The organism is Salinibacter grassmerensis, assembly GCF_947077765.1.
In the GTDB taxonomy this organism is placed as follows: domain Bacteria; phylum Bacteroidota; class Rhodothermia; order Rhodothermales; family Salinibacteraceae; genus Salinibacter; species Salinibacter grassmerensis.
In genome coordinates this window covers 722665-740933 of sequence record NZ_CAMTTF010000002.1, presented here as the reverse complement: position 1 = coordinate 740933, position 18269 = coordinate 722665, and the positions used below count along the sequence as shown (strand labels likewise).

General features: G+C 64.1%; 16 protein-coding genes, 1 tRNA gene and 1 pseudogene. 9 read left to right on the top strand and 9 right to left on the bottom strand.

The features are described from left to right. Window positions 1-404: 404 nt before the first annotated feature. Complete coding sequence (locus OJB03_RS07255; RefSeq protein ID WP_263786234.1) at window positions 405-1544, top strand: tyrosine-type recombinase/integrase; 1140 nt, start codon at window positions 405-407, stop codon at window positions 1542-1544. Window positions 1545-1895: 351 nt separating this feature from the next. After that, window positions 1896-1980, top strand: a tRNA-Leu gene (locus OJB03_RS07250). Window positions 1981-2659: 679 nt separating this feature from the next. On the opposite strand, the gene OJB03_RS07245 is transcribed toward OJB03_RS07250, so the two are convergent. The 4 genes and pseudogenes from OJB03_RS07245 to OJB03_RS07235 form a co-directional block, all read right to left on the bottom strand. Beyond that, entirely contained in the window at window positions 2660-2806 is a 147-nt protein-coding gene (locus tag OJB03_RS07245) for a hypothetical protein (RefSeq protein ID WP_263786233.1), read from the bottom strand. Between the two features lie 36 nt (window positions 2807-2842). Continuing rightward, window positions 2843-3112 (bottom strand): annotated as a pseudogene (locus OJB03_RS15750) (Bor/Iss family lipoprotein); the annotation flags it as partial. 310 nt (window positions 3113-3422) lie between these two features. Continuing rightward, complete coding sequence (locus OJB03_RS07240) at window positions 3423-3674, bottom strand: PH domain-containing protein (protein WP_263786232.1); 252 nt, start codon at window positions 3672-3674, stop codon at window positions 3423-3425. Window positions 3675-3700: 26 nt separating this feature from the next. Continuing rightward, the gene (locus tag OJB03_RS07235; protein WP_263786231.1) at window positions 3701-4219 is read right to left on the bottom strand and encodes a hypothetical protein; all 519 of its coding nucleotides are present in this window, start codon (window positions 4217-4219) and stop codon (window positions 3701-3703) included. Window positions 4220-4466: 247 nt separating this feature from the next. Between OJB03_RS07235 and OJB03_RS07230 the strand changes: the two genes are divergently transcribed. Continuing rightward, a complete protein-coding gene (locus tag OJB03_RS07230; protein ID WP_263786230.1) occupies window positions 4467-5177 on the top strand; it encodes a hypothetical protein in 711 nt (236 codons plus the stop codon). Window positions 5178-5212: 35 nt separating this feature from the next. Here OJB03_RS07230 and OJB03_RS07225 read toward each other — a convergent pair whose 3' ends face one another. Then, the gene (locus tag OJB03_RS07225; protein ID WP_263786229.1) at window positions 5213-5650 is read right to left on the bottom strand and encodes a PAS domain-containing protein; all 438 of its coding nucleotides are present in this window, start codon (window positions 5648-5650) and stop codon (window positions 5213-5215) included. A gap of 483 nt (window positions 5651-6133) precedes the next feature. Between OJB03_RS07225 and OJB03_RS07220 the strand changes: the two genes are divergently transcribed. After that, window positions 6134-6472 carry a DUF5067 domain-containing protein gene (locus OJB03_RS07220; protein ID WP_263786228.1) on the top strand — a complete coding sequence of 113 codons (339 nt, stop codon included), beginning with the start codon at window positions 6134-6136 and terminating at the stop codon, window positions 6470-6472. A gap of 29 nt (window positions 6473-6501) precedes the next feature. Here the strand turns inward: OJB03_RS07220 and OJB03_RS07215 are convergent, their stop codons facing one another. Then, entirely contained in the window at window positions 6502-6846 is a 345-nt protein-coding gene (locus OJB03_RS07215; RefSeq protein WP_263786227.1) for a nucleotide pyrophosphohydrolase, read from the bottom strand. A 451-nt stretch (window positions 6847-7297) separates the two neighbouring features. Here OJB03_RS07215 and OJB03_RS07210 point away from each other — a divergent pair, with 451 nt between their 5' ends. From OJB03_RS07210 to OJB03_RS07190, 5 genes are all read left to right on the top strand, one after another. Continuing rightward, window positions 7298-9712 carry a DNA polymerase domain-containing protein gene (locus OJB03_RS07210; protein ID WP_263786226.1) on the top strand — a complete coding sequence of 805 codons (2415 nt, stop codon included), beginning with the start codon at window positions 7298-7300 and terminating at the stop codon, window positions 9710-9712. A gap of 49 nt (window positions 9713-9761) precedes the next feature. Beyond that, the gene (locus OJB03_RS07205; protein ID WP_263786225.1) at window positions 9762-9995 is read left to right on the top strand and encodes a hypothetical protein; all 234 of its coding nucleotides are present in this window, start codon (window positions 9762-9764) and stop codon (window positions 9993-9995) included. 39 nt (window positions 9996-10034) lie between these two features. Then, window positions 10035-10304 (top strand): hypothetical protein, encoded by a 270-nt coding sequence (locus OJB03_RS07200; RefSeq protein ID WP_263786224.1) that lies wholly within the window; start codon window positions 10035-10037, stop codon window positions 10302-10304. Between the two features lie 39 nt (window positions 10305-10343). Continuing rightward, window positions 10344-11846: a sodium:solute symporter family protein gene (locus OJB03_RS07195; RefSeq protein WP_263786223.1), complete on the top strand. Its 1503-nt coding sequence runs from the start codon at window positions 10344-10346 to the stop codon at window positions 11844-11846. A gap of 71 nt (window positions 11847-11917) precedes the next feature. After that, window positions 11918-12916 carry a DUF6588 family protein gene (locus tag OJB03_RS07190; protein WP_263786222.1) on the top strand — a complete coding sequence of 333 codons (999 nt, stop codon included), beginning with the start codon at window positions 11918-11920 and terminating at the stop codon, window positions 12914-12916. A gap of 173 nt (window positions 12917-13089) precedes the next feature. On the opposite strand, the gene OJB03_RS07185 is transcribed toward OJB03_RS07190, so the two are convergent. The 3 genes from OJB03_RS07185 to OJB03_RS07175 all read right to left on the bottom strand — a co-directional run bounded on the left by OJB03_RS07185 (window position 13090) and on the right by OJB03_RS07175 (window position 18253). Then, window positions 13090-16215, bottom strand: a complete 3126-nt coding sequence (locus OJB03_RS07185) for an efflux RND transporter permease subunit (RefSeq protein WP_263786221.1) — start codon at window positions 16213-16215, stop codon at window positions 13090-13092. A 118-nt stretch (window positions 16216-16333) separates the two neighbouring features. Further along, the gene (locus OJB03_RS07180) at window positions 16334-17908 is read right to left on the bottom strand and encodes an efflux RND transporter periplasmic adaptor subunit (protein ID WP_263786220.1); all 1575 of its coding nucleotides are present in this window, start codon (window positions 17906-17908) and stop codon (window positions 16334-16336) included. A 51-nt stretch (window positions 17909-17959) separates the two neighbouring features. Further along, the gene (locus OJB03_RS07175; protein ID WP_263786219.1) at window positions 17960-18253 is read right to left on the bottom strand and encodes a hypothetical protein; all 294 of its coding nucleotides are present in this window, start codon (window positions 18251-18253) and stop codon (window positions 17960-17962) included. Between the last annotated feature and the right edge of the window lie 16 nt (window positions 18254-18269).

Here is an 18269-nt window from a genome sequence, read left to right as displayed (position 1 = left end):
GAAAAAAACTCTCACATAATATGTTTAGATGATCGTTAATATAGGCCCGAAACTGACGTATTGAAGTTAGTCTCTGAGCACATTAGACAACGCCGAACCCACCCCCCCTTTGATGATTTTGACCCCGGGGTTCTATGCACCGAAAATACAGAGCATTTGGACTTAATAATGCCCTTCAGCTCCGTTAAACAGAGGCTTTCATCACGCGCCATGACAGGTAAGCCATACTTATGACCTGCACTTTATTGCTATTTTCGGGCCTACTTTAAATCATGCCTGGTTCATTCACTTGGCTTGACCTCTGCCTACCATGGTGAGTGCCGCGCCGCGACAAACATCTCGCGAGCAGGACACCCCTTGTGTCCATGCGGATCCACTTTTTCACTCACACATGAGAGGCCCACATGACGTACCCCAGCGATACAGACTCCAACGACACAGGCAACACGGACGAGACAGAGAACACAGGGAGCTCCCCACAAGGAGGTGACGACGCGGGCAGAGGCGCACGTGACGAGGCAGACGAGGACAACGGAGCTGGAGGGATCCCCTGGAAGGAAGCTGCCGGTCGGTACATCAACCGTCAGGGGCTCACGGACAATACCCGTCGCACGCTTCGTGGAACGCTCGGGACCTTCTTCCAGGATCACACGCCCCTGCTCGTAGACACACCGGAGGACGTGCGCCCAGAAACCATCCGCGAGTACCTGGGGCGCCCCTCCATATCTGACGCCTACAGGGTGAGCATGTACTCTCGGCTAAACGCCTTCTACGAGTGGCTCGTGGGCGAGGAGCACATCCGCCCTGGGCAGAACCCCATGCAGGACGTAGAGCGCCCGGAGCCGCCCGCAGTGGAGCGCCCCTACCTCTCCCCCCAAGAGTTTGCCGAGCTCACCTACGCCATCGAAGCGGACTACGAGAGGCGTTCCCAGATGGAGGGTCGGAAGGGGATCAAGGAGAACGAGTTGATCTGGGTGCTCCCGCCCTTGAAGTTTGCCACGGCGACGGGCCTCCGCCCCGGGGAGCTGAAGCACGTGCGGGTCCGGCATGTCGACTTCGATGAGGAGACGCTCCAGGTCCCTGCCCCCAATAAGGAGCCCAACCCGGCTCACTTCGACTACGAAGGAGACGACTACGACCGAAAAATCCCGCTGTGTTCAATGGCCCTGGAGGTAGCGAAGGGGGCTGCCGAAGGCAATGCGGATTCCGACTTCCTCTTCGGTGGGGCACGGTCGGAGCAGATTGACACACGGCGCCTCTCGCGCACCGTGAAGCGGTACGTGCGGAAGACTGGGCTCGATGAGGAGCTCAACTTCACGAACTGCACGCGGCACACCTGCGCCTCGTGGCTGATGCTCCTGGGGTACACGTCGAGGGATCTGATGCAGCTTTTCGGCTACTCGTCGGTGAAGTCCACGGAGCCGTACGCCCGTCTTGCACCGTCGCTGGAGGAGCTCCAGCAGGAGCCCTCTGCCTTCCACGAAGAGTTTGCCGAAGCCACCACTGAGCTGGGGTTCTTCCCTCCTGCCCATTCGGTCGGGTAGGAGGAGTGCGGGACGGCGGCAGTCATCCGGGGGGGCGCTTGCATAGCGAGCCGTGTACGCTCGCGGGGCACCCCGTGTGACGGGCTCTGTCCACCAAGCACCCTTCCGGGGGACTCCCGGATGCCATCTTCCTCACTTTTCTATACGGCTTCTTGCGACCGGCACTGAACCAGACTTCGGAAGTGCCGTATGTGCTCCCCGATATTCTATGAACTGGGCACCAAGACATCCTGCCTGTGTACAAAAATTGTACACATCAAAATTACCCAGCTGTGACCAGAGGTGTGTACAGAATGCCGGAATCGGGGCAAAAATCCCCCGAAATGGCGCTCTGAGACCCCTCTTCCGCACGCGAAAGTGGCGGAATTGGTAGACGCGCGAGACTTAGGATCTCGTGGGGCCTAGCCCCGTGGGGGTTCGAGTCCCCCCTTTCGCACCGCCTTAAGCGCCCCTCAACGCCTTCAAGCGGCGATTTGAGGGGCGTTTTCTATTTGGCAAGTGCATCTCGTGACCTGGGGACTGGGGTGTCCCAGAATCTCCGAAATCACTCGGAGGACGTGCCGTCCGTCGATGGCCATCGGCCCTTTCGACGCGGGTGTGGGTGCAGAAGTAACCCGATGTCGAAGTGCAGGCAGGAGGGGGAGACTCTGAGACCTACTGGAAGGCTTTGGTGCAAAAAGAAAACGTCCGAGCCGGGAGAGTTGGCAGAGGGGCTTTCAAAATTGTCAGTGCGCGCTCACCGCTAGCAGGGTGAATCAGCCCCTCGCCAATCAATTCTTCGGCGTAACGGAGCAGAGGAATGTGGGGATCCAGCTGTCTAAGACACAAAAACCGGGCAGCCCAGCGGCCGTCGTCTTACTTAAAACCCGCGGAAACGTCAGTCGCGGCACAATCTGGCACAGACATGCGTGGAGGCGCTGAGCACATTGCCTTCGTCCCGCGCCCAGTGGGGACGAACAAAAACGCCCGCCTCCCCGGGTCGACAGACCGGAGAGGCGAGCAACTGAGCGTTGAAAACACTAGCTTTCATGAGCGAAGGGTAGAACGCCTCTTGCCCATCGCCCGTCCCTACTCTTCTTTAATACGTATCGAACAGACCGGGAAGAGTAGACGCCCTACTGGCTGGTGAACTTCACCTGAACGGGACGGTCCATGGTCGCCGACTTCTGAGCCGCAGCACTGATGGTCTTTTCAACCTCCGTCTGCTTGGTCTCTTCCGGAAGCTTGAAGTCGATGTCCGGCGCTGGCACAAGCTTGGACATTCCGCCAGACATCTCGCCAGATGCGCAGTTAAGGGTGACGGTCATCGGAGAGTAGATTCCGCCTGTGAGTGCCCCAAGGAACTGGTCCAAGAATGTGAGCTCCGTCGACACAGAGGCCACACCATTAGGACACATCCTGGCTCCATCTACAGGCATACCTTGCATCACTAGACCGTTGACAAATCCGGTCTTGCGCATTTCAATTGTTTCCCCACCTGGCTCCTTCTCGGTCGTTACTTGAGCACTGTAACAACCCGAAAGAACCAGTGCGAAAGCAATGAGACATGGGAGTACGAATTTACGCATAGTTAGGTCAGGGTTTTGAGATGGCATGTAGTTTTAATCAGACGCAAGTTTGGAAGAGGATCTGAGAAAAACAAGCTGTCTGGAAGAAACAAGCTGGTGGCGCTAAGGGGGCCGAGATTGTCAAAGAAGCCGCTTAAAACATTGGTGCGGCTCGCAGGCCTACAGCTTAATTCTAGACCGAGTGCTACAGGGTTTTCGGGGAGGGACGATCTCAAACTCCGAAAACCCGACACGAAGGCCAAAGTGGACGAGGAGATCATCGCTCGTCGCTCTTTGACTCTCTGCACCTCCCCAGCGATTCCCACTGAGGCTACTGGGCTTCATCTGCTACATCCGCCAGATATTTCTGCATGGTGTTTCTCAGTTCCTCTGGTTTCTTGATGTATCCAAATCTTACACCATCAGCTTCCTCTCCACGGACTTCGATGGTGCCGTAGCTCAAGATTCTTCCTAGAATCGATTGACTCACTGCGACTCCGGACACGGAATCGTTCCTCATTTCGAGGGAGTCTCGGGCGACGAGTTCAGTCTTCCCGACCGCACAATCGTCAGTCAAATTCATCTCGGGAGCCCGCGTGCGGGAAGCTCTCAGGCGGAGATGCCCTGCCGGTCAAGAATCGCCCCGTTGTCGTCAAGGTCATCGAGATAGCGCTCCAGTTCGGGCGAACTGGTCGTCCCGGCGATCCGCCGGAACGCCCCCAGGCCCACCACGCGGAAATACAGGTCGGCCAGGTACGACGGGTCGGTCCATTCAAGACGGGCCGCCTGCCTACCCAAAACCTGCACCGGATCGTCGTAGAACGACTCAAGGTGCTCGCTGACCCTTGCCTCCGCGTCCTCCCGGCCCAGCCCGAGAAAGTAGGACAGGTCGAGGTCTTCCTCCTTCAGGTCGACCGCCTCGGGGACGGTTCCCAGGGCCCGGAAGGCACGGGCGATCAAGGGGTCGGAGTCGCGGGTAAAGAACACGAAGTACTCCAGATGAACCAGTGGGTCCGGCGGCAGGCCGTCTTCGGCCCGCCCGGTCACGACGGCCACTGGGCGGCCCTTCTGGGGGAACCGGGGGCCTTTGCACACGCGAAACGTAGAGGTTGGGAGATCCATCGGCATGGGGAGACGCCTCGTTGGGAGACATCGGTTGTGAGAGAAACAGGCTCGCGGGGGGTAACGCCACGCGGAACAGGGAGTGCGAGGCAAAGCCCGAAACGGGAAAACAACGTAGAACTCGCGGCGACGGGGCGCTTTCTGAATCTGACACAGGGCGCGTGGGTTTGAGAGCGCTCCACGGGACGGCCCGTGCCCGGCCCGTCGCCTTTCTCAGCACGCATGACACCGCGCATCGCACTCCCCCACCGTCATGGACGTCAACTACACACTCCGGCACCGCAACCACGGGACCCTGTTCAGAATCGCTCCCGAAAAGCTCCACCGGCGACTGCAGTACCTCGACCGGGAGGTGGAGGGCGGCGTCTCCACCCACCAGCGCACCGACACCCGGCCGGGCATCGAAACGCCCGAGACGATCTACGTCCTGGACGGCCTCCGCGAGCCGCGGGATCGCCTCATTGCCGTTGAGCGTCGGGACGAGGCGCGCCTGCAGGGCCACGCTTCCCTGATGTCGGAGCCGGCCGCGATGCCGGTTCCCCGTGGCGCGGAGGACCTGATCGCCTTCGCCGAGAAAGCCAAAAATGGGGGCAACTACGCCGCGGCCAACGCGGCCTTCGCCCTCGCGCTCCACGAATACTTTCCGAGCGTCACGTGCTCGCTTTCGATTCGAGAGCGCCCAAAGACCCCGAAGGGAAACATGACCGACGGGTACTACGACCTCGCCTACATCCGAGACGGCGAGGAGGAAACGTGCATTCCGATTCCGAAGCTCCAGGGAGCGGTGACCTACTGGTTCGCGGCCCACGCCGACCGGCGGGACCCGATCGATCATGACCGGGACACCTCCGGCGCCGGGCCGACCGTCGCGGACTTGGAAACGGCAGTCGGGCGTGCAAGGGTGCAGGAAGCCGTCTTGACAGTCCTGAGCGCCGACTCTGTGCGCCAGCGGTACGAGGAGTAACCCCTTCCCAGCACTGGCCAGGCTGTGCGGCCGTCCTAGGTGCTCGGCGCCTCACGCTGCACCGCGACGTGATAGATGGAATCGCCGTCCAGGGTCTCATCGGTGCTCTCTTCGTCCGCGTCCACCTCACTCTCGGTGACGGGAATGACCTTCCACTCCATCGTAAACTCGGAGCCGTCCTTCCGGTAGTTGGTCGCCCGACCGTGAAAAACCTCCCCAGCCCCAAGTTTCTGGCCGAGGCGGTCCAGGACCTCCTGCTCGGTTTTCGGCCCCTGCAGCACCCCAGGGGTCTCGCCAATCACTTCTTCGGCCTCGTAGCCCGTCAGGTCGACGAAGGCGTCATTGACGTACACGATCTCGCCGGGCTCCTCCGCACCGGACGCGCGGGTAATGGTGAGGGCATTGAAGGAGTGGTCGGCCACGGTCGTCAGGAGGTGGCGGGCGAATGCGTCGGGAAGACTGGGGTCAAGCATGTAGGGAAGCGGGATGGGGTTGATGGGAATCAGACCGACAAAGAGAGTCGGAGACTAATTTTTGAGGGGCATTCCGCCACGCAGCGTCGTCCGTACAGTTTCCCGCAGTAGGACTCTCGCGACGGATTTACCGTATCGGAAGATTCGTGGATGTTGGTCCCGCGAGGCAGGGAGCGGGGCTCGACGGTGCGTTTGGACGGTCGTCGGCCAGGTGGAGACGAGTGCGGCCGCACGAAGCAGGACACCTCTACTTCGGTGGCCCTGCCGTTCCGGTCAGTGCTTTCGATCTGGGCGGTCCCTGACCCTGACCGACGTGTCGCCCGCAATCGTGGCGTCGTGCACAGCCGGCGGGCAACCACTTCCCCCCGCTGGCACTAACCCCACCAGCACCAGGGCGGCCGACGGGCCGGGGTCCGAACTCAAACACCGGAAAGAACGTGCAGGGGTGTACCGCGATCACTTTAGGTCAGACGCACCGCCACCATGGCAAAGCAAAATGGACACGACAGGTCTCAAGATCAGTCCCAGCCGGACCGTGAAGGATCGGGCCGCGAGGACGTGGTCGGCCAGAGCTTTGCGAGTGAACGTGTCGTGCTCGACGGGAAGCGTTTTGAGGACTGCACCTTCGACACCTGTACCCTTGTGTACGGGGGCGGGAGCCCTCCTCACTTCGTGCGGTGCGACTTCGCCGCGCCGCGGTTCGTGTTCGAGGACGCTGCCCAGAACACCATTCAGCTCATGAGCGCGATCTACGACGGCATCGACGAGCGCATCATCGAAAAGACCTTCGACGAGATTCGGAAGGGATTCGGCACCACGTAGGACACAGCCCCGCGGGTGACGGCCTGCAGTTAGGCATCTTCCACCGGGTACTTCTCCTTTGTCTTCTCCAATTTCGACCCGAGCGCCTCCAGCGGGTCGATTCCCGTCCGCTCGCAGAAGAGGAGAATTGAGATCAGCACATCCCCCACCTCGTCCTTAACCGCCTCCCGGCCCTCGTCGGACCGGAGATGCTCCGCGACGTCACTGGCGTCCTTCCACAGAAACTCCTCCTCCAGTTCACTGGCCTCCACCGACACGGCCCGTGAGAGGTGCCGTGGCGTGTGGTACTTGTCCCAGTCACGAGCCTCGCGGAAACGGGTGACTCGGGCGATGGCCTCGGCGATGGAGGCCGGGGGCGCGGGGGAGTCAGGCATGAGGACCTCTTCTATTGGCAAAGAGCCGGATGCCTGAAGAGGTACAGACCGCCCCTTCACTTGATCGCGCGCTTCCGTAACGAATTCTTCCTCCGAGAACCGCGGACCACGGCGGGGCAACGGGAAATCCGACACTCCCCTTGCGAACACGGCCGACGTGCCGCGCGAGAGTAGGCTCTCGGCGCTCTCCGAAGTTCTTCCGGAACGGCCGGCGGGATACGTTCTCGAAACCTCGCCGGAATATTTGGGATCTAGACAGACGATGTCCCGTGCAGACTACGGTATTCCTTTACGTGACTTCTACCTGTTCACGAAGGAGACGCTAGTCTCGTCAAGGGTCTAGGGCATTTGCCAGCCGCCCCCAGTTTCCCTTTGGCCCTTGAACCAGACAATGTTCTCGGGCCCACAGCCCGACTTCTCATACACTCCACGACAGAACGTCCACGGTCCGATGCCGCCTCCGCCGGACGTTACCACTCCTGCCCCCGTCGACGCGACCCAGTCGGCGGCGGACACGGCCCTGTTTGGAAAGGACCCGATGCCTCGCCTCGTGGACGTCCATCCGATGATGGACCGTCCGTCGGACGAGCCCGCTCGGGTGCGCGTCTACCAGCGATCAGAGGACTTTGCCACGATCCACGAGCAGGAGGACACCTTCTTCCCGTTTTTCTTCCTCTCCGACTTCTCGCTGCTCGCGGATCGGTACCGGGGCGGGGACGTCCACACGGCCACCCCGCTGAGCGGCGACAATTTTTATCAGTACCTGCTCACCTTCGAGACGTGGAGCGACTACTGGGACGCCATCCGGCAGGTCGAGAATCGGTCGGACAGCGATCAGCAGCAGCCCGACGAGCTCTACCGGGTCGGGTCTCCCGCCCAGCAGTACCTCATGCAGACCGGGCGGTCGTGCCTCCTCGGTATGACGCTGGACGACCTGCACCGCCTACAGCTCGACATTGAGGTGTACTCCGAGGACAGTTTCCCGAACGCCGACCGCCCCGACGACAAGGTGATTATCGTTGCCCTCTCCGACAACCGGGGCTGGGACGAGGTGCTGCACCTCCGCGACGGGATCGGGGAGGAGCAGCTGCTCCAGGAGCTCGTCTACGTCGTCCAGGAGCGGAATCCGGACGTGATCGAGGGCCACAACATCTTCGAGTTTGACCTCGCCTACCTCCTCGATCGGTGCGCCCTGCACGGCGTTGACTTTGCCATCGGGCGCGACGGGTCGGTCCCCCGCACATACGACTCTAGCATGCGCTTCGCGGAGCGGACGGTGGACTACCCGGCCGTCGACATCGTGGGGCGCCACGTCATCGACACCTACTTCCAGGTGATGTCGTTCGACGTGTTCAGCCGCGACCTCCCGGACTACAGCCTCAAAACGGCCGCCCGCTACTTCGGCCTCGCCCCCGAGGAACGCACCTACATCGAAGGGGCCGAGATCTCGACGGCTTGGCGCACCGACCGGGCGACGCTACTGGAGTACGCGCTCGACGACGTGACCGAGACGAAACGGCTGGCCGGCCACCTCTCCGGCTCCACCTTCTACCTCGCCCAAATGCTCCCGATGACTTACGGCTCGTCGGCACGGCGCGGCCCCGCGGGCAAGATCGAGAGCCTCTTCGTCCGGGAGTACCTGCGTCAGCACCACGCCCTCCCCCGCAGCGAATGGGGCAGCCAGTCGATGGGCGGCTACACCGACATTTTCATCACGGGCGTCATGGGCCCCATCGTTTACGCCGACGTGGAGAGCCTGTACCCGTCCATCATGCTCAACTACGACGTGCAGCCGTCCGGCGACACGCTGGACCTCTTTCCGCAGCTCCTGGAGCGGCTCACGGACCTGCGCCTGGAGACGAAGGAGGACATGCGCAACGCCGAGGAGGAGGAGGTGCGCAGCGAGCTCGACGCGCGGCAGTCCTCCTACAAGGTTCTCATCAACAGCTTCTACGGCCTTCTCGGCTTCGGGCTCTCGGCCTTCAACGACTTCGAAGAGGCCGATCGCGTGGCGCGCACGGGGCAGAAGATTCTGCGGCAGTTGATCGACGAGATTCAGGAGCGCGGCGGCACCGTGATCGAGGTCGACACGGACGGGGTCCTGTTCGTGCCCCCCGAGGACGTGCGGGGGGAGCAGGCCGAGATCGACTACACCGTGAACCTGACGGAGGCCATGCCGCAGGGCATCCGCGTCGGGTTCGACGGGCGGTACAAGAAGATGCTCTCGTACAAGAAGAAAAACTACGCCCTCTTCACCTACGACGACGAGTTGAAGTTTAAGGGCTCCTCCCTCATCTCTCGCTCCAATGAGCCGTTCGGGCGTGACTTCGTCCGGAAGGCCATCCGCCGCCTCCTCAACCACGACGTGGAGGGGCTGCACGAGCTCTACGTGGATACTCGCGACAAAATCGTCAACAGCGACTGGGAGAGCGTGGAGAGCTTCGCCCGCACCGAGACACTGAAGGACACCCTGGAGCAGTACGAGGCCGACGTGAACGAGGGCCAACGCCCACGGGCCGCCACCTACGAACTCGCAAGAAAGAAGCAGAGTCACACGGACAAACCCGTGAAGAAGGGCGACCGCATCACATACTACATCACCGGCGATGACGCCAACGTCACGGCCTTCAAGCACTGCAGGCGGGCCGAGGAGTGGGACCCCGAGGACCCGGACGAAAACACTGCCTACTACCTGAAACGACTCGACGAGTTTGCGAGCAAGTTCGAGCCGTTTTTCGACGAGCACGACTTCCGTCTCGTCTTCGCCCCGGAAGACCTCTTCGGCTTTTCAGCGGAGGGCATTGACATCCAGACCACTAGGCACGAGTCTGAGTACGAGGACAGTCAGGATGAAGTGCCATTCTGATGGGCCTCCCGTTCGTCACCGCCGTTTTCGTTCACCGCCTCGCTCGCCCATGAAGCGCACACTCGCCGCCGGGGTCTTTAGCCTCGCCATCGGTGCCGTCTCTCTTCTGCTCCTCGCCTCCGTCGTCTACTCCTGCCGGGGTGGGGGCGACCCGCACCACGAGCGGTCCGACGCCGGCTTCACGGCGCCGCCTACGGAGGATGCCCGCTCCACCCCATCTGCCCACCGGGCCTCTGCCCGACTCTCCCCTGACGGAGACGCCGTCGTTTCCGACCGGCGCTGACTCCCTGTTGTCCACACTCGCGGCATCCCACCGAGGCCCATGGAGGACCGGACCGACGACATGCCCCAGGGACTTGTGATTCCTGGCCTCGCAGATGAGTCCCGGCGTTCCGCCCTGTGGGCGTTTCTCGTCGTGAGCGTCCTCTCGGGACTGTCCCTCGTCTGGCCCGTCTACCCGCTGGCGGTAGACCTGACGCCCTACCTCTTCGGCCTCCCCTTCTCGTTCGCCTGGACGGTGGGCTGGCTCGTCGTTATGTTCGTCGCCCTAGTGCTCCTGTACCGTACCGACGAGCCCGGTCCGGCGGACTAAGGTCCGCACGCGTCCCTCTGGTTTTTGCCGCCCCCCGTCATGCCCGAGTGGGCCATCATTCTCTCCATCTGTGGCCTCTACCTCGTCCTGGTACTGGGCCTCGGCGTCTGGTCGGGGCGCACGGTCTCTGCCAGCGTAGACGGGTACGTGGCGGGCGACCGGACGCTGGGCGTGGTTGTGCTCTACTTCGTGCTCGGGGCCTCGGTCTTCTCCTCGTTTGCGTTTCTGGGCGCCCCTGGCTGGGCCTACTCGCGGGGCGCGGCGGCCTTCTACATCATCGCCTACGGCACGGTGGGCATGGTGCCCTTCTACTTTCTCGGGCCACGGGCCCGGCAGGTTGGCGAGGCGTTCGGGTTCGTCACCCAGGCCGAGATGCTGGCCCACCGGTACGACAGCCGCACGCTCTCGGTGGTGCTGGCTGCGCTCAGCGTCGTCGCGTTCGTGCCCTACCTGACCCTCCAAATGAAGGGGGCGGGACTGCTGTTGTCGACCATCTCCGACGGGGTCGTGCCCCGGTGGCTCGGGGCGCTCGTGGCCTACGGCGTGGTGCTGGTCTACGTCTTCGCCAGCGGCATGATGGCGATTGGGTGGACGAACACGGTGCAGGGCCTCTTCATGATGGCCGTCGCCTGGTTCTTGGGCCTCTACCTGCCGGAGACGCTGCACGGGGGCATCCAGCCCATGTTTGAGGCGATCGCGGCGAGCGACAAGGCGGCCATGCTCAATGTCCCAGGCCTCGCGGCGGACGGGTCGCCCTGGAGCTGGGCGGGCTACAGCTCGGCCGTCATCGTATCGGCCGTCGGCTTCTCGATGTGGCCGCACCTCTTCATGCGCGCCTTCACGGCCAAGAGCGACCGCACCCTCAAGCTGACGGTGGTCCTGTACCCCACCTTCCAGCTGTTCCTCGTGCCCATCCTGCTGATCGGGTTCGCGGGCGTGCTGGCGTTTCCGGGGGTCGCGCCGCCCGATACGATCGTCCCGCACCTGCTCACTCAGATCGAGCTGTCGCCCGTCCTGGTGGGGCTCGTGTGTGCGGGGGCGCTGGCCGCCTCCATGTCGTCGGGGGACGCAATCCTGCACGCCGCCGCCTCCATTGGGCTGCGCGATGGCATCAAGCCGATGCTCTCCGCCCCCATGAGCGACACCCGGCAGCGCCAGTGGATTCGCGGGCTCGTCGTCGCCACGAGCGCCACGGCCTACTACTTCGCGGTCTTCTCAGAGGTCGGCATCGTGGCGCTCCTGCTTGGGGCCTACGGGGGGGTCGCGCAGATCTTCCCGCTCATCTTCGCGGCCTTCTACTGGCCCCGCGCCACCGGCGCTGGCGCGCTGGCGGGCCTGCTGACGGGCATCGGGGTGAACACCGTCTTCCTCGTGGCCCCCTCCCTTCGCCCCTTCCCCCTGCACGAAGGCATCTACGGACTCGTCGCGAACGTGGTCGTCTTTGTCGCGGTGAGCATGCTCACCCCGCCCCACGACCGAGACCGCCTTAGGGCCTACACACATTCCGACCAACTCTCCGACCGGGAGACGGCGGCATCGTAGTCCCGCGGCATGGCGCTTGCTTCAATATTTCTTTCTGCAACGCGCTTCTTGTTCTCAATCCCTCTCCTCCTATGCACAGCCTCCACATCCGCCTCCTTCCGCTCCTGATCGCCCTCGCGTTCCTGATCGTCCCGCCGAGCCAGGCCCAGGACACAGACGAGCTCGGCAATGCCCTAAGCAGCATCGGCCAGCAGTACGCCGACAGCTATACGCAGCCGGTCACCGACGCCCTCGGGGCCAACCTGAACGCCGGGCTCTTCCGCACCGCGGAGGTCGGCGGCGAGGGCATCATCCCCGTGATTGACGTCTACGTCGGCGTGGCCGGCACGGGCGCCCTCACCTCTGGACTGCAAGACTCGTTTCAAAGCCAGGAGGACGACGAGTTCAAATCCGGTGGGAATACCTTCACAATCGACTATCCAGAAAATACGGATCTTCCCACGGTCTTTGGTGACAAGAATTTCTCCGGGGAAGCGGAAATTCTTAATGAGGACGGACAGAAGGTGGGATCTGCCTCCCTTCCCTCTGGACTGTTGGACACTCCCATCGCCCCCCTCGCGGTGCCCCAGATTGGCGCCGGCACGGTCTTGGGAACGGACGCCCAGGTCCGCTTCCTTCCGGAGACGAGCATCAGCGACTACGGCTCCGTCTCCCTCTTCGGCCTCTCCGTGCGGCACAGCCTCAGCCAGTACATCCCCCTCTCGCCCGTGAACCTCGCCGTGCAGGGCACGTGGCAGAGCCTGTCCCTCTCCGGCGCCGACGACAGCGCCAACCCCGGCGAGATTGTGGACGCCTCCGGCTGGGCCCTCAACGCGCAGGTGAGCAAAAGCGTCCCCGTCGCCCCCATCACGTTCTACGGCGGCCTGCAATACGAGCAGTTCGGGGTCGACGTGGGCTACACGTTCGAGACGGACGCCGGCACGTCTACCGTGTCGTTCGACCAGGACGCCTCGAACAGCGTCCGGGCCCTGGCGGGCGTGTCCGTCACCCTCGCCGTCATTCAGCTCAACGTCGACTACGCCCTGGCCAGCAACAACACCGTGAGTGCAGGCGTGGGCATTGCGCTGTAGGCGCTCCGCCGTGCCGGGGCTCTCAGCCAGCCCTCCGCACCGGCGCGGCCTGGCGCGGCATGAACGTCTGGCGGAGACCGGGATCCGGGTCGGCCCAAACATCGGGACGAGCGTTCCGATCACGCTCAAATTCCCTCCTGGCATTTCGCGCTTCAAAGAGAACAGACGGCTTCTCACTCCGGGCCGAGGGAGGCCTCCTCGCCTTCGGCCCGAAACGCGTCCCGGCTGCCAAACTGGTCAAAGAGCACGGGCACGACGAACATGTTGAGGACCGTCGAGGTGAGGAGCCCGCCGATCGTCACGATCGCGAGGGGAGTCTGAATCTCTTTCCCTGGCTCCCCGCCCCCCAGCGCAAGCGGAATCAAGGCAAGGCCCGCCGTGAGCGCAGTCATAAGGATGGGATTGAGCCGTTCCATCGAGCCCTGGACCACGGCCTTTCGGAGCGACGCGTCGTCCGTGAGGAGATTGAGGTAGTGGCTCACGAGAAGAATGCCGTTTCGCACCGCGATGCCGAAGAGCGTCACGAACCCCACCATCGCCGCGATGTCGAGGGTCCCGTCCAGGAACAGAAAGAGCGCGGCGACGCCCCCGGTGAGGGCAAGGGGCAGGTTGACCAGCACGAGCCCGGCGGCCCGGGCGCTCCCAAACTCCTGGTAGAGCAGCAGAAACACAACCAGGAGCACGGCCAGTGAAAGCCCCCCGATCGTCCGGGATGCCTGCTGGGCGCTCTCGTACTGCCCGCCAATTTCGTAGTAGTAGCGGTCGGGCATCTCGACCTGCCCTTCGATGCGCTGCCGCAGGTCGCCCACGACACTCCCCACGTCCCGCCCGCTCGTGTTGGCCGAAACGACGATCGTGCGCTGCACGTCCTCCCGGCTGATGGTGTTTGGCCCCCGCTCATGCCGCACCGTGGCCAGACGGGAAACCGGCACCCGCGGCCCTGCCGGCGTATTGACGAGGACATTTCGGATGGACCCGGCCCCTGCTCGCCGGGCCGAATCAAGGCGCAGGGTGAGGCCGAAGGTCTGCTGCCCCTCGCGGATCTGAGAGACCGTCTCGCCCCCCAGAAGGGATTCGAGGGTGTGGTTGAGCCGACCGGGCGTGACGCCGTACGCAGCCATCTCTTGACGCTTCGGGTAGATGCGAAGCTGAGACACGTCGGCCTGCTGCTCGACCGAGAGGTCCGCGAGCCCCGGCGTGCCCTGAACGGCCGTGCGCACCCGCTCCGCGAGGTCCCGAAGCTCATAGAGATCCGGCCCAAAGATCTTGAGGGCAATGTCCGTGCGGGTGCCCGACAGCATGTGGTCGATGCGGTGCCCGATGGGCTGGCCGATCGTGATGTTGGTGCCCGGGATGGAGGCCAGCGCCGCGCGCACGTCGGCGGTCACCTCGCTCATTTCCATCACCGAGAGATCCACCTGGACGTCAATCTCCGACCCGTTGGCGCCCTGTGCGTGGGCACTGAGCTCGGCCCGTCCGGTCCGACGAGAGGTTGCCGTGACCGCCGGGTGCTCCAAGAGACGCCCTTCGATCCCTCGGGCGATGTCGGTCGAGGCCTGCAGGCCCGTGCCCGGCGCCGTCACCGCGCTGATCACGAGCGTCCCCTCTTGAAAGTCCGGCAGGAAGCCGCGCCCCAGGAGGGGAAGCGTAGCGAGCGTGGCGACCAGAAGCAGCACGGCGCCGCCAATCACGATTCGGGAATGGCCCAGTGCCCAGTCCAGCGTCCTGCGGTAGGTACGATGAAGGCGTTGGACGAGCCACGTGTCCTCCCCATCCTGCACCGTCGAGGACGTCGGAAGGAGGAAGTAGCACAGCACGGGCGTGACCGTGACCGCCACGAAGAGGGAGGCGAGAATCGCAACGATGTAGGCCAGGCCGAGGGGCTGGAGGAGCCGTCCCTGGATTCCTGAAAGAAAGAAGAGCGGGACGAAGACGACACTGATAATGAGCGTGGCGTTCAGGATGGGCCCCCGAACCTCCATCGACGCCTCGTAGACCACCCGGAGCACGGGCCGCGTCTCTTCGTCTGGCCGTTGGGCATTCTCCTTCAGCCGCCGGAAGACGTTCTCCACGTCGATGATCGCGTCGTCGACGAGCGCCCCGATCGCAATGGCCAGCCCCCCGAGCGTCATGGTGTTGATGGTGATGCCGAGGCCGTACATCACCAGCAGCGCGACCGACAGGGACAGCGGAATGGCGAGCACCGAGATGGCCGTCGTGCGCACGTTCCAGAGAAACAGGAACAGGACGAGAATCACGAGCAAGGCCCCGTCCCGAAGCGCCTCAATGACGTTGCCCACGGCCAGGGCAATGAAATCCGCCTGCCGGAAGATCGACCGGTTGACCTCCATGCCCGAGGGGAGTTGGCCCTGAATTTGGTCCAGCTCACCGGACACGCGCTCGGTCAGGTCCAGGGTGTTGGCGCCGGGCTGCTTCTGGATCGAGACAACAACGGCCGGCTCGCCGTTGACCGATCCCGTGCCGAGGATCGGACGCTGCGTTCCCACCCTTACCTCGGCGACGTCACGAAGACGAATGGGGGCGCCGTCGCGGCTCGCAACGACGGTGGCCCTGATCTCTTGTACCTCGTTGGTCCGCCCGATGCCCCGAATCAGCACCTCGCGGCCATCCTGCTGATAGACCCCTCCAGCCGCATTTTCATTGCCCCCCTCCGCCGCCGCCCGCACCTCCGCAAGGGAAACATCGAGCGTGCGCATCCGCTCCTGGTCGATGATCACCTGGTAGGCTTTGACCTCGCCGCCGTGCGGAATCACCTGGGCCACCCCATCGACGGCGAGCAGTCGCCGGCGAAGAGTCTGATCCGCCGCGGCGCGGACCTCGCGCATCGAGTGCTCGTCGCTGGTGAGGCCAACGAGCAGAATTTCGCCCATGATGGACGTGATGGGGGCCATCACCGGCGCGTCCACACCGTCCGGAAGCTGCCCGCCGACGAGTTGGAGCTTCTCACTGACGATCTGGCGGGCCTGGTAGATGTCGGTCCCCCACTCGAACTCGACCCGCACGATCGAGTACCCCTGCGCCGAACTCGACCGCACACGCCGCACACGGGCCGCTCCGTTTACCACCGACTCGACCGGACGGGTCACCAGCGTTTCGACCTCCTCCGGGGCCATGCCGTGCGACTCGGTGACCACCGTCACCTGCGGGGCCGTCAGGTCCGGAAACACGTCCACCGGCATCGTGAGGGCCGCGTACCCGCCCGCCACGAGCAGCAGCGCAGCCACGACGAGCGTCGTCAGCCGGTTGGTGAGCGCCCACTGGATCGTGCGATCGAGCATTCTGCGTCTGCGTGTGTGGAAGGGGTAGATGGGTGGGCGCTCGGACGGGAGTAGAGGAATTCACCCTCGGTCCGGGTGCCCGCTCCTCCCTGCCCGTCAAGCGTTCAGTCTTCCAGACCTAGTGCGCGTGCCCGTGCCCGGCGGTCTCGCTGCTGCCCAGCGACGCCAGGTACACCTGATAGGCGCCCGCCGTCACGACGTGCTCCCCTTCCTGGACACCTCGCCCCACGTGCGTGTGCGTCCCGTCCGTGGGGCCGAGTCGCAGGGACCGGCGCTCAAACGACTCGCCGCCGGTTTGCACGTAGGCCACCGGCGCACCGTCTTCGGTTTGAATCGCCTCGTTCGGAATCGTGACGCCGGTCTCGCGGTCGTCGAGTAGAAGACGGGCGTTGGCCATCATGCCAATTTTGAGCCGGCCGTCCGGATTTCGGGCCTCCAGGCGAACCGGCAGGGTCCGCGTGTCTGGGTCAATGGCGGCACCGGTAGAGACGACCCGGCGTGCCCGGTGGGTCGTCTCGCCGCCCCCAGCGGTGAAGAGGCCCCCGGAGACGCGCTGGAGGTCTGAGGCGTGCTCGGCAGGGACCCGGACGCGCACCCAGACGCGGCTGAGGTCGACGATGGTGTACAGGACCTCTCCCACCGCCACGCGGCTCCCAGGGGCCAGGTGCCGCTCGTGGACCCGCCCCTCGATTGGGGCGCGCAGTCGGTAGTCAAAGCTTGCGTCCGCCCCAGACGAGGAGGACGCCCGTGCGGCCCGTGCGCCGCCGGGCTCTCCCATGGATTCGAGGGCGGCCCGGACCCGCTCCAGGTCGTGCCGCGCCTCGACGAGCCGTTTTTCAGGGATGGCCTCCGCCGCCACGAGCCGCTCGGTCCGGCGCACTTCCCGCTCCAGTCGCTCGACCCGGCCCTTCAGGTCGGCGTAGGAGCCCTCGCCCCCCGACGGGCTCAGGAGCGCGAGTCGCTCTCCCTCGCGGACCCGATCGCCCGGGGCCGGCATCTCCAGGTTGGCCGCCGCCGGCGTGAGGCCACTGACCGGAGCCGATACCTTTGCGTACTGTCCGGGCACCGGCTCGACCGTCCCCGACGCCTCAATGGATCGCTGGAGCGACCGCTTCTGGGCCTGCGCAACGCCAAACGCCGTGTCCCATTGCTGCTCTTTGAGGTACGAAATTTCCGCCGTACGTTCGTCCGGGGCGGGAGCGTCCGACGCACGCTCGTAGACCGTCACGTCGCCAACCTCGACCGTGTCCTGCATCTGCGGTCCGTCCACAATCAGAAAGAGGCGAAACGTCCCGGCCTCCGGAATCGTGGGCTGGGGTGCGAAGATGCCGGGGTCCGACGGTGCATCGGCCTCGTGCACGTACGCCGCCCCGTCCGGCCGGCGGAAGCGCAAGGTCAGGGTGCCTTCCGTAAGCGGACGGTAGCCATCGAGCCCCGTCACGTGAACGGCCCAGGGGGCGCTCGTCTCGCCCGCTACCATCGTGGGGTACTCGGCAAAAATCTCGACCGCCTCCGACCATACGGTCGTGGTGATCCCGCTTCCGTGATCGTGCCCCTCCGCAGACTGCGCCGCGGAGTGGCCGGGTGCGTCCCCACCATGCGAATGGCCGCCGGGGGAGTCATCTCCGCAGCCGAGAAGGAGCGCGCCGGTGCCGAGCAGGACGACAAGCGCCAGGCGGGAAGCAGGAGGCATGGACTGAAAACAGTTGCGGACAGAGAGCATCGGCATGGTGCAGTCGCACCTCTATTCGTGGGAGTGGTCCTCGTCGCCGTGGGAGTGACTGCCATCCCCGTGCCCGTGGTCGCCCTCTTGTCCCTGTGTGCTGTCGGCATCCATGCCGGACGTATCGAGGCGAGTCTCGGCAGTGTCGGCGTGGCTGCCCCCTTCGTGGCTCTGCTCGTTCCCCTCGGCGTGCGTGTGGGAGTCCTCGCCGTGCGAGTGGCCGCTCTCACTGTCCCCCCCACAGGCGGGAAGCGTGAGGATGAGCAGCAGGGCCAGAAGGGCAGTGAAGAGCGAGGAGGTCCAGCGGCGATCCATGGCGTCGAGTGGTCGT

Coding starts and splice junctions, on each gene's coding strand:
- OJB03_RS07215 (WP_263786227.1), bottom strand. CDS start 6,846: ATGCCTGACTCCCCCGCGCCCCCGGCCTCCATCGCCGAGGCCATCGCC.
- OJB03_RS07240 (WP_263786232.1), bottom strand. CDS start 3,674: ATGAATTTGACTGACGATTGTGCGGTCGGGAAGACTGAACTCGTCGCC.
- OJB03_RS07205 (WP_263786225.1), top strand. CDS start 9,762: ATGAAGCGCACACTCGCCGCCGGGGTCTTTAGCCTCGCCATCGGTGCC.
- OJB03_RS07255 (WP_263786234.1), top strand. CDS start 405: ATGACGTACCCCAGCGATACAGACTCCAACGACACAGGCAACACGGAC.
- OJB03_RS07225 (WP_263786229.1), bottom strand. CDS start 5,650: ATGCTTGACCCCAGTCTTCCCGACGCATTCGCCCGCCACCTCCTGACG.
- OJB03_RS07175 (WP_263786219.1), bottom strand. CDS start 18,253: ATGGATCGCCGCTGGACCTCCTCGCTCTTCACTGCCCTTCTGGCCCTG.
- OJB03_RS07180 (WP_263786220.1), bottom strand. CDS start 17,908: ATGCCTCCTGCTTCCCGCCTGGCGCTTGTCGTCCTGCTCGGCACCGGC.
- OJB03_RS07245 (WP_263786233.1), bottom strand. CDS start 2,806: ATGTCCAAGCTTGTGCCAGCGCCGGACATCGACTTCAAGCTTCCGGAA.
- OJB03_RS07220 (WP_263786228.1), top strand. CDS start 6,134: ATGGCAAAGCAAAATGGACACGACAGGTCTCAAGATCAGTCCCAGCCG.
- OJB03_RS07235 (WP_263786231.1), bottom strand. CDS start 4,219: ATGCCGATGGATCTCCCAACCTCTACGTTTCGCGTGTGCAAAGGCCCC.
- OJB03_RS07195 (WP_263786223.1), top strand. CDS start 10,344: ATGCCCGAGTGGGCCATCATTCTCTCCATCTGTGGCCTCTACCTCGTC.
- OJB03_RS07185 (WP_263786221.1), bottom strand. CDS start 16,215: ATGCTCGATCGCACGATCCAGTGGGCGCTCACCAACCGGCTGACGACG.
- OJB03_RS07190 (WP_263786222.1), top strand. CDS start 11,918: ATGCACAGCCTCCACATCCGCCTCCTTCCGCTCCTGATCGCCCTCGCG.
- OJB03_RS07200 (WP_263786224.1), top strand. CDS start 10,035: ATGGAGGACCGGACCGACGACATGCCCCAGGGACTTGTGATTCCTGGC.
- OJB03_RS07210 (WP_263786226.1), top strand. CDS start 7,298: ATGCCGCCTCCGCCGGACGTTACCACTCCTGCCCCCGTCGACGCGACC.
- OJB03_RS07230 (WP_263786230.1), top strand. CDS start 4,467: ATGGACGTCAACTACACACTCCGGCACCGCAACCACGGGACCCTGTTC.